This window comes from Granulicella mallensis MP5ACTX8 (genome assembly GCF_000178955.2).
Classification (GTDB): Bacteria; Acidobacteriota; Terriglobia; order Terriglobales; family Acidobacteriaceae; genus Granulicella; species Granulicella mallensis.
In genome coordinates this window covers 4,720,733-4,733,303 of record NC_016631.1, presented here as the reverse complement: position 1 = coordinate 4,733,303, position 12,571 = coordinate 4,720,733, and the positions used below count along the sequence as shown (strand labels likewise).

At 59.2% G+C, this 12,571-nt stretch carries 11 protein-coding genes; 7 read left to right on the top strand and 4 right to left on the bottom strand.

Annotated features, from left to right (window positions below):
- Positions 1–8: 8 nt before the first annotated feature.
- The 3 genes from ACIX8_RS18460 to ACIX8_RS18450 are packed head-to-tail and all read right to left on the bottom strand — an operon-like array spanning position 9 to position 5,896.
- Positions 9–1,439 (bottom strand): efflux transporter outer membrane subunit, encoded by a 1,431-nt coding sequence (locus tag ACIX8_RS18460; protein ID WP_014266895.1) that lies wholly within the window; start codon positions 1,437–1,439, stop codon positions 9–11.
- Positions 1,439–4,651, bottom strand: coding sequence for an efflux RND transporter permease subunit (locus ACIX8_RS18455; RefSeq protein WP_014266894.1), 3,213 nt, complete (start codon positions 4,649–4,651; stop codon positions 1,439–1,441). Before ACIX8_RS18455 ends, ACIX8_RS18460 begins: the two co-directional genes overlap by 1 nt.
- A 3-nt stretch (positions 4,652–4,654) precedes the next feature.
- A complete protein-coding gene (locus ACIX8_RS18450) occupies positions 4,655–5,896 on the bottom strand; it encodes an efflux RND transporter periplasmic adaptor subunit (RefSeq protein ID WP_014266893.1) in 1,242 nt (413 codons plus the stop codon).
- 235 nt (positions 5,897–6,131) lie between these two features.
- Between ACIX8_RS18450 and ACIX8_RS26620 the strand changes: the two genes are divergently transcribed.
- Positions 6,132–6,644: a very short patch repair endonuclease gene (locus ACIX8_RS26620; RefSeq protein WP_014266892.1), complete on the top strand. Its 513-nt coding sequence runs from the start codon at positions 6,132–6,134 to the stop codon at positions 6,642–6,644.
- Between the two features lie 14 nt (positions 6,645–6,658).
- Complete coding sequence (locus ACIX8_RS18440) at positions 6,659–7,144, top strand: methylated-DNA--[protein]-cysteine S-methyltransferase (protein ID WP_223295383.1); 486 nt, start codon at positions 6,659–6,661, stop codon at positions 7,142–7,144.
- On the opposite strand, the gene ACIX8_RS18435 is transcribed toward ACIX8_RS18440, so the two are convergent.
- Positions 7,131–7,805 (bottom strand): DNA-3-methyladenine glycosylase family protein, encoded by a 675-nt coding sequence (locus tag ACIX8_RS18435; protein WP_014266890.1) that lies wholly within the window; start codon positions 7,803–7,805, stop codon positions 7,131–7,133. The two genes, ACIX8_RS18440 and ACIX8_RS18435, sit on opposite strands and share 14 nt — an antisense overlap.
- A 105-nt stretch (positions 7,806–7,910) precedes the next feature.
- Between ACIX8_RS18435 and ada the strand changes: the two genes are divergently transcribed.
- From ada to ACIX8_RS18410, 5 genes are all read left to right on the top strand, one after another.
- Complete coding sequence (ada, locus tag ACIX8_RS18430) at positions 7,911–8,990, top strand: bifunctional DNA-binding transcriptional regulator/O6-methylguanine-DNA methyltransferase Ada (RefSeq protein WP_014266889.1); 1,080 nt, start codon at positions 7,911–7,913, stop codon at positions 8,988–8,990.
- Entirely contained in the window at positions 8,987–9,760 is a 774-nt protein-coding gene (locus ACIX8_RS18425; protein ID WP_014266888.1) for a 2OG-Fe(II) oxygenase, read from the top strand. Before ada ends, ACIX8_RS18425 begins: the two co-directional genes overlap by 4 nt.
- Before the next feature lie 9 nt (positions 9,761–9,769).
- Positions 9,770–10,423, top strand: coding sequence for a DNA oxidative demethylase AlkB (alkB, locus tag ACIX8_RS18420; RefSeq protein ID WP_014266887.1), 654 nt, complete (start codon positions 9,770–9,772; stop codon positions 10,421–10,423).
- Positions 10,424–10,489: 66 nt separating this feature from the next.
- Positions 10,490–10,627, top strand: coding sequence for a hypothetical protein (locus ACIX8_RS26010; protein WP_184252567.1), 138 nt, complete (start codon positions 10,490–10,492; stop codon positions 10,625–10,627).
- A gap of 659 nt (positions 10,628–11,286) precedes the next feature.
- The gene (locus ACIX8_RS18410) at positions 11,287–12,492 is read left to right on the top strand and encodes a condensation domain-containing protein (protein ID WP_190273694.1); all 1,206 of its coding nucleotides are present in this window, start codon (positions 11,287–11,289) and stop codon (positions 12,490–12,492) included.
- The last annotated feature ends 79 nt before the right edge of the window (positions 12,493–12,571 follow it).

Genomic DNA, 12,571 nt, shown 5'->3' with positions numbered 1-12,571 from the left:
AGCAGGGACTACTGCCAGCCGCCGCCCAGAGCGCTGTAGAGCCCGACAAGCGTCAGAGCCTCGCTTTGTTCTGCAATCGCAAGATTCAACTGTGCTGCGAAGAGGTTCGAGTCAGTCGTGAGCACTTCGAGGTACGCGGTCGCGCCGCCCTGGTAGCGGAGCCTCGCGAGGCGCGTCGCGTCCTGCGCAGACCCGACCAGCTTCTCCTGTTGCTCCCGGTATGCTCGTTGTTTGTTCGAGGCGACCAGCGCATTCGATACGTCGCGGAGCGCGCCTGCGATGGTCTTCTGATAGCTCAGCACCATCTCCTGCTTGGTAGCCTCGGAGAGCTTCAATTGGCCGTGAAGTTTGCCGCCTTCGAAGATCGGCTGGGCTAGCTGGCCGAGACCGGCGATGGTCCGCGAGTTGCTTCCGAAGATGGTGGGAAAGCTGTCCCCTCCAACGCCCGCCGCCGCACTCAGGGAAAGCTGCGGGAAGAACTGCGCACGAGCGACGCCTACGTTCGCGTTGGCCGCCTTCAGGGTGGCCTCCGCCTGCCCGATATCGGGCCGGCGCTCCAGGAGCTGGGAGGGCAGCCCTGTGGGTAGAGACTCCGGCGGAGGAGTCAGCGCATTCGGATCGGTATGGGCTATTGGGCCGGGGTTTGCACCCAGCAACAGGCTCAACGTGTTCTCTTGCTGCTGGATCTGCTGCTCAATCTGAGGGATCTGCGAGGTTGCTGTGAAGAGAAGTTGCTCGGCCTGGCGCACGTCAGAGAGCGGGGCGGACCCACCGCGCTCGAGCTCGGTGGTCAACTGTACGGAGTCCTGCCGCACCTTGAGCGTCTGTTTGGTGATCTCAAGCTGCTTGTCGAGTGCGCGGAGCTGGACATATGTCGTGACGACGCTCTCGATGAGCGTCATGCGCACCGCGCGCTGCGCCCAGACCTGTGCCAGCAGTTGATCGCGCGCAGCTTCCGCCTGCTTGCGGTAGAGACCCCAGAAGTCAGGGGTCCAGCTGGCATTCAGCGCGAAGAGGCCTTCAGCGATAGGGCTGCTGAAGGAGCCGCCGCTACCCAGCGATGGTATGTCTACGCCGATGCCCGTGCCCCCCGCGGTGATGGTGGGAAACTGCTGGGAACGGGCCACCTGGACCTGTGCCTGCTGCTCGAGTATGCGTTGCGCTGCGATCCGGACGTCATAGTTGTTCGCGAGCGCGGTGCGGATCAAACCCTGCAGCTCAGGCTCCCGGAAGACCTCCGTCCATTGTCGATCGCCGATCGAGGTTTGGCTATCGCCGTCCACGAGTATGCCGTCCGCGCCCTGGAAGGCAGGCGGCGCTGGGTATACCGGTCTCTTGTACTTGGGGCCGACGTTGCAGCCGACACTGGCCACAGCGATTGAACCGATTGCGATGATAGAGGTGGCGCGGTTGAGCCAGGCCAAAGGTGTGTTCGTCATTAGCGACCTCCCAGGGTCGGCGGTGTGGGGCTGCTGCCAGCGGCTTCGATGGGGTCTGGGTCGGCCTTCGAGTCCATCGTGGTGCCCTTGCCGCCGCGCCCGAAGCGATGCGACAGGTACTCGACGACCGAGAAGGTCACTGGAATGAAGATGAGGCCGATCGCGGTCGACAGGAGCATTCCGCCAATGACGACGGTGCCGAGGATACGGCGGGATGCCGCGCCCGCGCCGGTCGCAGTCCATAGCGGCAGGCAGCCGAAGATGAAGGCGAGGGCCGTCATGACGATCGGGCGGAAGCGAAGCTTCGCGGCGCTCAGCGCGGCTTCCGAGATGCTCATCCCGGACTCGTAATTGGCCTTGGCAAACTCAACGATGAGGATGGCATTCTTGGCGGAGAGACCGATCAACATGACCACGCCGATGGTCGCGAAGATGTCGTTCTCGAGCAAGCGTATGTGCAGCGCCACATAACCGCCCAGGATCGCGACCGGCGTGGTGAGCAGCACTGAGAACGGCAGGGTCCAGGATTCGTATAGCCCCGCGAGGATGAGAAACACGAAGAGCAGCGACAGCCCGAAGACGGCGTAGGAGGGCACGCCCTTCTGCGCCTTGTCTTCCTGGTACGACATGCCGGAGTAGTCATATCCCGCGCCGGGCGGCATCGTCTCGGCGAAGGTCTTTTCGAGCGCGGCCCTTACCTGGCCGGAGCTGTAACCCGGCTTGGCACTGATGTTGATCTGCGCTGCGTTGAACTCGTTGAAACGGTAGATGTACTCGGGGCCGGTGGTCTTATGCACCTGCACGAGTGAGCCAAGCGGGACTTGGCTGCCGTTTGCGCTACGCACGTAGAACTTGTTGATATCGTCGATGTCGGCTCGCGAGCTGGCTTCCGCCTCAACATAGGTCTGCCATTGGCGACCGAAGCGATTGAAGTAGTTCACGAGATAGCCGCCCATGAAGGTGGACATCGTCGTGTAGACGTCCGACAACTGGACCTGTTGCTGCAGGACTTTCTCCTGGTCGACGTCCGCGTAGAGCTGAGGTACCGCCGGCGAGTAGGATGGCATAGCGAAGGCCACCTCGGGGAGCTTGTTCACGGCGCCGAGGAACGTTTGCAGATTTTTCGTGAGGATATCCGGATCGTCTTGACCGGAGCGATCCTCGAGGATCATGGTCACACCGCCCGAGGTTCCGATACCCGGGATCGACGGTGGCGGGAAGGCGAACGCGATGCCATCGGGATTGCCGGCAAGCTGTTTGCCCAGACTTGCGTTGATGTAGTCCAGTTGCTCTTCCTTGCTCTTGCGTGCCTCCCAAGGCTTGAACGCGACGAAGAAGAAGCCTTGGTTGGTGCTCTGGACCTGCGTGATCAATGAGAAGTTGGTGATGGCGATAACACTCTGGACGCCCGGGGTTTTGAGCAGAGAGGCGGTGATCTTCTGTTGCGCTTCGTCGGTGCGCTGTGCTGAGGCTCCGTCCGGAAGCTGGAGGGCGAGGAACATGTACCCTTGGTCCTCGGTCGGCAGGAAGCCGCCAGGAAGGCTCGAACCAAGGAACACCGCGGCCACTGCGATCAGCGCGATACCGATCATCGCAAAGTACGATTTGTGGATCAGCACCCCGGACGTGCGGACGAAGCTGTCCGTCGTGCGGCCGAAGAATCTGTTGAAGATGCCGAAGACCTTGCCGAGAATGCCGGCTTTCTTCTGTTTGTCCTTCGGTTTCAAGAGCAGCGCGGCGAGCGCGGGCGAGAGGGTGAGCGCGTTGAAAGCCGAGATCAATACCGAGATGGCGATCGTGACGGCGAACTGTTGATAGAGCCGCCCGGTGATCCCAGGGATGAAAGCGGTTGGAATGAAGACAGCCGCGAGAATGAGAGCGATGGCTACGACCGGCCCACCAACCTCTTCCATGGCCTTGATGGTGGCCTCCTTTGGTTCCATGCCCTCGTCGATATGGTGCTCGACGGCCTCAACGACGATGATGGCGTCATCCACTACGAGGCCAATCGCGAGCACGAGACCGAACAGCGATAGCGTGTTGATGGAAAAGCCGAGCGCCGGGAAGATGATGAAGGTTCCGATGAGCGAGACCGGCACGGCGAGCAGTGGGATCAGCGTGGCACGCCAGCCCTGAAGGAAGATGAAGACCACGATCACGACAAGGCCAAGCGCCTCGAGAAGCGTGATGACGATCTCATGGATACCTGAGCTGACTGCCTTGGTGGTGTCAAGCGGGATGTCATACGAGATGCCCTGGGGAAAGGTTACCGCCAGCTCCTTCATACGCGCATTGACCGCGGCCGCAGTGGCGACGGCGTTCGAACCGGGCAGCTCATAGATGGCCATGATGCCCGACGGGTTCTGGTTGAAGCGGCCAGAGATCGCGTAAGCCTGGTCGCCAAGCTCGATTCGAGCGACATCCGAGAGGTGAAGGATGGAACCGTCGGCGTTTGCGCGGAGGATGATCTTTCCGAAATCCTCTGGTTTGACGAGGCGCCCTTTGGTGCGAACGGTATAGGTAAACTTCTGGCCCTTGCGAATGGGCTCCGCGCCTATCTGTCCAGCGGGATTCACATTGTTCTGGGTCTGGATTGCCTGGATTACCTCGGGCGCGGTAACGCCGAGTTGGGCGAGCTTGTTTGGGTCTACCCAGACGCGCAGAGCGTACTGGCCGCCGAATACCTGTACACGCGCAACGCCCTTCACTCGGGCTATTTGGTCCTGAAGGTTGATGATGGCGTAGTTAGTCAGGAAGTCCTGCGAGAGCTTATTGCCCGGCGAGTTGACGGCTACGACCATGAGTGGCGAGGCGACCGCCTTGCTAACGGTCAGGCCTGCGGTCGTGACCTGCGCGGGAAGCTGGGACTGAGCCTGGTCGACGCGGAGCTGGGCGAGAACTTGGTCGATGTTCGGATCTGTCTTGACGTCGAAGTCTACGAAGAGCTGGACGACGCCGTTGTTGGCGCTGACCGAGTTCATGTAGAGCATGTTGTCCACGCCATTCAGCTGTTGCTCGATCGGCGTGGCGACGGCTTGCGAAAGGGTCTTCGAATCAGCGCCAGGATAGGTGGCTGTGATTAGAATCTCGGTCGGGACGATCTCTGGAAACTGCGACGTGGGCAGGGTAAGCATCGACACCGTGCCGACGATGACCGTGATGACAGCGATGACTATGGCGACGATGGGTCGCCTGATAAAGAATTTCGACATGGCCTACCTTCCAACCGAGTTGGTATCAACGGGAGTGGAGGCTACCGTTGGCTCTTGATGTGGGCTGATTGGCGATCCGTCACGTAGTTTCTGGAGGTTGTCCGTGATGACCTTCGCACCCGGCGAGACGCCGCCAAGCACGAGCCAGTTGTCGCCAACCTGCGGTCCTACTTGGAGGGTGACGGCATGGGCTTTCCCGTCTGCCCCGGCCACATAGACTTGCTGCAGCCCTTGCGTTTCCACGATGGCGATCTGCGGGACGAGCAGCGCGTAGCGGCGGATTTCGGTTTCAGCCTTGACCCTGCCAAATTGGCCGGGCCGCAGCATGTTGCCAGGATTCGGAAATACAGCTGCGATGCGGATGGCCCCTGTCTGCGAGTTGATCTGGCGATCGACGAATTCGATGTGTCCCTTCTGCCCGAACACTTCGCCGTTCGAGAGGGTCAGGGTCAAGGGAACGGCCGACGCACTCTTGAGCAAGTCGCCGTCGCCTTTGCGGGCTCGCGCTGTGAGCGCCAGATACTCGGAGTCTGATATGGAGAAATAGGCCTTGATGGGATTGAGCTGCGAGACCGAAGTAAGCACGGATTGCGGGTTGACCAGGTTCCCGACCTGCATCGTGGCCTGGCCGACAACGCCTGTGACGAGCGAGCGGACCTGGGTGAATCCGAGGTTCAGCCTGGCGTTGGCGACAGATGCCTCTGCGGTTGCGACGGAGGCCTGAGCCGATTCGACCGCCGCTTGTTGCTGTGCCATCTGCTGCGTGTCGTTGTCGAGCGTACTCTTGGCGATGGCTCGCGCCTGTGCGAGAGGGGTGTCGCGATTCACGTTGATCTTCGCGAGATCGAACTGGGCCTGAGCCTGGGCGACCTGCCCCTTCGCTTGGTTTAGCTGCCCCTCTGCCTGAGCGAGTGCCGCCTGAAAAGGGCGGGGATCGATCTCGAACAGCACTTGGCCCTTTGATACCTGGGCGCCCTCTTTGTAGTCCTGTTTCACGAGGTAGCCGCTTGCCTGCGGCTGAATGGAGGCGTTTACGAAGCCATCGAGCGTCGCAACCCATTCACGGGTCAGCGGTACACTCGCGGGCTGAAGTTCAACCACGGTGACGGGCATCGGAGGAGGCGGACTAGCGGGGGCTGGATTCTTTCCGCAACCCGAAAGCATGCCGGTGCCGAGAGCAAATGCACCAAGGCCGACGGCGAGCCAACGACCTACGGCGGTCTCGTTCTCTTGTTCCTTCGACACAGTGTTCTCCTTTTGCAGCGGATGTTGGCGAAGCCCAGTGCGACATTCGCCTCTGCATCTCGGAAGCTATCCCGATGCCTGGCGGGAAACACCCTGTATCTTGCTTTTGAATTCGGGATTGTTGTTTCCGTCACAGCCGAACCAAGAGTTACTGAGCAAGGAACGGAGTGTGGCGAACGATGGAAGTCGATAGCCTCTGAGAACGCTCGGTACAAGAGCGCGGGAGGACAACGAAATGCAAGAAGAAATGGCTCAGAGCTTACCTGGCCCGGTCTCTGCCTCACAAGTACTGAGCGAGTCGTGGGCTACCTCCCCGGCTGTGCGCCGCGTGATGCAAGGCAATAAGTCGAGGGACACAAAACCTGAGATCGCTGTGAGGTCAGCTGTACATGCGTTAGGGATGCGCTACCGCGTTTCGGCACGCCCGCTCCCAGACCTCAGGAGGACTGCTGACTTGGTCTTTCGGAACGCGAGAGTCGCGGTTTTTGTCGACGGCTGCTTCTGGCATGGATGTCCCGTGCATCATGCGCCGCCCAAGACAAATGCAGGCTACTGGGCAACGAAGGTCCAAGGAAATAGGAGGCGAGACAGGGACACGACTCGGCGGCTCCGCAAGGAAAACTGGACCGTGCTGAGATTCTGGGCACACGAGGCACCGCTGAGTGTGGCAACGCAGATCGCAACCGTCGTAAGAAAGAAAGCCAGCGCGGACAAATCTGTCGCTAGAGGGACGAAGCCATGTCAATGATTGAGCATTTTTTGATGGAATCACCATTGGGCACTCTGACGTTGGTGAATACGAACGGAGTTCTGAGCGGCATATACATGCCGGACCACCTCCGGGGGCCTAAGGAGGATTCGCTAGGATCGAGGACGACGTCGGGCTTCGACGTTGCCCGCTCGCAGCTCGACGAGTATTTCGAACGCAAGCGAGTTCACTTCGAGGTGCCGATCGCGCTACACGGAACGGCCTTCCAGCAATCGGTGTGGAACCTGCTGCGAACCATCCCGTATGGAGAGACGCGCTCTTATGGAGAGCTGGCGGACTTGCTGGGCAATCGCCTGGCTATCCGTGCCGTGGGACTTGCGAACGGCAGGAACCCGATCAGCATTATCATCCCGTGCCACCGGGTTGTCGGTAGCAATGGAAGCCTCACGGGCTATGCTGGTGGTCTCGAACGAAAACGTCGGCTGCTGGAATTAGAGGCGGCGGAAGTGACATCGCAGCAACAGCTCAGTCTTTCGTAGAACCGTCGCGTGGTACGCGCCAGAGGTACCACGCGGCAATGGTTCGGTAGGGGCTCCACCGCTGTCCTTCTCTCGCGATTTCCTTCGCCGAAAACGCCTTGGGTAGCGACTTCAATCGTCGATGTCCTTCTCTGACCCCAAAGTCATCTGCTGGTAAGACGTCCATCCGCTCCAGGGTGTAGATCAGGAACATCTCAACGGTCCACCTCCCAATCCCCTTGAGCGTCACCAGCCGTGAGATGAGGTCCTCGTCAGACATCTTGTCCGCAGACGTCCGGCCTGGGACCAAACCACTTAACGAGCCCGATGCGATCTCGCGAATCGTCTCGATCTTCCTCCCCGAGAATCCGCATGCTCGAAGCGAGTCGAAATCCGCCGCCAGAATGCGGTCGGGAGACGGGAACTTTGGTTCGCCGAACAATGCCATGAACTTCGTGAGAATCGCGTCGCCCGCCTTCGCGTGCAGTTGCTGATAGGCGATTGCGCGTATCAATGCCTCATACGGCTCCCGTGCCGGCTTGGGCAGGTGCGTACACGGCCCAACCTGTTTGACGAGGCGTCTCCAGTCAATGTCGATTGAAGCGAGATGACGAGTCGCCGCGTGGAACGGCCCAGACTCTGTCGAGAGTTTCCCGTTACCGGGGGTAGAGGTCTTGGTCATGAGGTCTCCAATCGTGATCCTACCCTTCAAATTTGAAAGCAAGATACGGAGTGCCGTCGCCGAGTGATCTCGCTAAGGTTGGAAATGAGATTGAAGGAGTTTGCCATGAGTAAGCAATTGGAGATCGAGAAGCTGGCCGCGGAAACGACAGGCGACCCGCGCTGGCTGTCAATCGTAGCGCGGGACAAAGAAGCTGATGGGAAGTTCTTCTATTCGGTGAAGACAACGGGAGTGTTCTGTCGTCCGTCCTGTGCTGCTCGCCTCGCGCGTCCCGAGAACGTTCGCTTTCATTTGACGACTGCGGCGGCAGAAAATGCAGGCTTCCGAGCCTGCAAGCGATGCAAGCCAACCGGCCTCTCGCTTACCGAAGCCAACACAGCCAAAATCGAGAAAGTGTGCCGACTCATCGAGCGTCTCGAAGAAACTCCCTCTCTTGAGAAGCTCGCTAAACACGCCGAGATGAGCGTTTTCCACTTGCACCGGACCTTCAAGGCTGTCACCGGCCTCACACCGAGCGGTTACGGCGCAGCACATCGCTCGAAGCGAGTCAGAAAGACGCTGGGCAAGAGCCAGTCAGTGACCGATGCGATCTACGACGCTGGATTCAACTCCAACAGTCGTTTCTACCAAAGCGCGAACGAGGTTCTCGGGATGACGCCAACCAGTTTCCGCGATGGCGGTGTAAATACCGTCATTCACTTCGCCATCGCGGAGTGCTCCCTCGGTTCCATCCTAGTGGCCAAGAGCGAGCGCGGTGTTTGCGCTGTCCTAATGGGTGACGACCCGCTCCTCCTCGTGCGCGATCTCCAAGACCAATTTCCCAAGGCAGACCTCGTCGGTGACGAGAGCGGCTACGAGGACCTGGTCGCCAAGGTGATTGGCCTCATCGAAAGGCCGGGCATCGGCCTTGACCTACCCTTGGACATTCGCGGAACAGCCTTTCAGCAAAGGGTTTGGAAAGCACTGCAGCAAATCCCCGTCGGCACGACCGCGAGCTATGCGGATGTCGCGAAGGCTATCGGTATGCCGAAGGCCGTACGGGCTGTCGCCCAGGCCTGCGGAGCAAATACGCTGGCCGTCGCAATTCCGTGCCACCGTGTGATCAGAAACGATGGAGCTCTCTCTGGCTATCGTTGGGGCGTGGAACGCAAACGAGCATTATTAGATCGAGAGGCCCAGGCATGAACACCCTATTCGCAGACGAAGCTCAAGTGGCCAAAGAAACCAGCGCAGGCTCGATTCCGTTTGAAGGAGCTGTCGCGCGAGTCAACGCGCTCGATTGGCGTCAGGTTGGGAAAGACCTCGACGAGCAGGGAAGTGCCCTGCTGCAGGGCGTCCTCTCCGCGGACGAGTGCAAGGCGATAGCGTCTCTTTATCCGGAAGAATCGATCTTCCGCAGCCGCGTCGTCATGGGACGATATGGTTTCGGAAGGGGTGAATATAAATACTTCAGCTACCCTCTCCCTTCGATTATCCAGGGCCTTCGCACTACTCTCTATCCTCGGCTCGCTCCAGTCGCGAATCGTTGGAACGAAGCAATGGGAATCGGGGTGCGATACCCGGAGAGCCACGCGGATTTCGTCCAGCGGTGCCACGACGCAGGGCAATTTCGACCCACCCCGCTGCTCCTCCAGTATGGCACCGGCGACTACAACTGCCTCCACCAGGACCTCTATGGAGAGCACGTCTTCCCGATTCAGGTGGCGATCCTGCTTTCCGAGCCACAGCGAGACTTCACCGGGGGTGAATTCGTGCTCACGGAGCAACGGCCCCGTATGCAATCGCGACCGGAAGTCGTTCCGCTTCGCCAGGGTGATGCCGTTGCCTTCGCGGTTCACCACCGGCCCGTCAAGGGTACGCGAGGCATCTATCGCGTCAACCTCCGGCACGGTGTCAGCCGCCTGCGCTCAGGTGAACGCCACACCGTTGGCATCATCTTTCACGACGCCAACTAAGAGGTCCGTATGATATCGACTCTTTTTAATGATGCCGCTGAGCTTGAGCCCCTGAGCCAAGATCTCGGACCTGGAACGGCGATCCTGCGCGGCCTCGCGCTGAACCGGGATGCTCTGGTCATCGAGGCCCTGCTTTCAGTCGCAGCGAAGTCCCCCTTCCGGCACATGGTCACCCCAGGGGGGTTCCGGATGTCAGTGGCTATGACCAACTGCGGGGCCCTCGGATGGGTCACGGACAGAAAGGGATACCGCTATGCCCCCGTCGATCCGGAGATCGGAGGCCTATGGCCAGCTATGCCAAAAGTCTTCATGGATTTGGCTCGGGAGGCAGCGACAAAGGCCGGCTATCCCACCTTCGTCCCAGATGCCTGTCTCATCAACCGCTACGAGCCTGGGGCCAGGCTCACCCTGCATCAGGACAAGAACGAGAACGACTTCGAAGAGCCAATAGTGTCGGTTTCGCTCGGGCTTCCGGCTGTCTTCCTGTTCGGCGGGTTGGAGAGGTCGGACAAGACAATTCGTGTGCCGGTGCTACATGGCGACGTTTTGGTTTGGGGTGGGCCGGCGAGGCTGCGCTATCACGGAGTTAACCCGCTCAAGGACGGCTCTCATCCATTGGCGGGCGGATACCGCTTCAATCTCACATTCCGCAAGGCGGCTTGAATGTCTAGGAAAAATCTCCGACTACTGCCTTCGGCGTCGCCTCCAATCGAAAGTGATGAGGCGTTCGTGAAACAAGCCATTGCCGACCTGGTGTCTGCAGGCTTCTTCTTCTATGAGGACGAAGTGGATTTCATTCCTGTTCTTCGCCTCATTTCAGGTGAGGTCTTCATGCTTGGGGCCAATTCGATGTCGCGAGTCAAATGAGCTGAGAGCGAGGCCCAGCGCCTCTACCAGACCAGTCAGTGAAAGTGATCCACGGTTCTGCCTTAGCTCTGACGCGTTGCTCCTGGAATACGGGCTACTCGTAAATTCTGCGTTGCCTGCTGCTTGCCGGCAAGAGAGTTTCGCATGGCTATCGGTATTGGAGGAGTACGCCGTGTCCTCGGGAATGAAGAATTTGTGCCGTGTTTCCAGCCACTGGTTGAGCGCTCGCATGTGAAGGACCGTGCAAGAGATAATGCTCGATTGGTTTCCGATGCTGCAGCCTCACCATCTCGAAACTCCGGGAGGCAAGGCCGCCCTGAGGTGGATGCCTCCAGGCTGCATAGTATTCCCTGAGAGAGGAACTCGCGCCCCTTGTCGTCGTGCCAACCGGAATTCGATGAGGCCCACGAATTGATTGAGATTCCTTTCAATTGAATACAAGCCACGCAGTCGCAGGATTGTTTGCCATACGACGGGAATAAATCAGAATTGTGCGTGTTCGCGTAATCAGAAGCGAGCGCACCCTTCGATTCGTCGGGATGCTCCTAGAGGGAATCACAATGTCGTCAGCTGAGACCGCCATTCACGCCGAAACTACAAGAGCTTCAATATTGCATTCCAACCCACTTATTCGTCCCCTCGGCGCTCTTGAGGAGATCATGTGGCTTATCGATCAGAGCTCGCGGGTACATTTTGCTTTGGTGGCGGAAATTGGAGGATGCACCACGGTCGGGGAATGGCGCGCTGCGCTTGACGCATTACAACGTCGTCATCCGTTGCTGTCTACCTGCATTGATTCCAGGCATAGTCAGATCCCTCATTTCCGTCACATCGATGGAGCGCAGATTCCCTTGCGTGTCGTTGAAAATGTACCAGCACGCTGGGAATCGGAAGTAGAAGCGGAGCTACACAAGCAGTTCGATCCCGAACAGGCCCCGCTCATGCGCGCTGTGCTCCTGTATCAGGAGTCCAAAGCGGTCTTAATCCTTGTCGCCCATCACTCCATTGCCGATGGCTTCTCCTCGGCCTTTGCAATTCGGGATGTGCTGCGCGCGCTCTCCGGTCAACCGCTCGATCCACTCCCCCTAATGCCCTCTCGGGAAGAGATGTTTGGTCTGCCGCGGCGGCTGCCCTCAGAAGGCCGACCGCCCGTCCACCACAGTGCAGCCGTAGCAGCTTCGATCGCCAGTGATACCAGAAAGGATCCGATCCCGCATATCCGGCGGCTCAGTTTGGCTCCTGAGCTCACCAGCAGATTGCAGAGTCGTTCAAAAGAGGAGGGAACAACGGTGCACGGGGCGCTGTGCGCGGCACTCCTATTCGTCGGAAGGCAAATCGACCCTGGCTGGCATGACGACACCGTACGGATGAGGTCTTCCGTCAGCATTCGAACTCTGCTGGGCCTGGGAGAAAATTGCATGCCGGCCATCAGCGGCGGAGAGGTTTCAATCGATCCGCAGGCAACTCCAGAATTCTGGGACATGGCGCGGTTGATTAAGAGCGGGTTATCAGGAGTTCAAACCCGCGAAGGGGTGTCAATAGCGATAAACGCTGCCAATCAAGCGGTTCTTTCGGGTTTGGATGTTGAAACGGCAGCTCAGCTTCTCAAGCGCGCATTCGGAGGGCAGGCAATGGTGACCAACCTCGGCCGACTTCCGTTCGATACCAATTTCGGGCGATTGAAACTCGAGTCTCTATGGGGGCCGGCGGTGTTGAGGGGTGTTGATGGCGAACAGACCCTCGGGGCGGTGACGGTCAACGGATCGCTCAATCTGCTCCACACCAGCCATGCTCCCCTGTCGGCACTCCTCGAGAACATCGAAGAAGTTCTAGCCAAGGTGTGCGCTCACGCCGGCACCGTTTGAATTGGAGTTTTTTACAGACTGACTAGCTCTTGATGCGCCACTCGATCAGGCAGGCAGTGCGGCCTGATCGCATACTTCC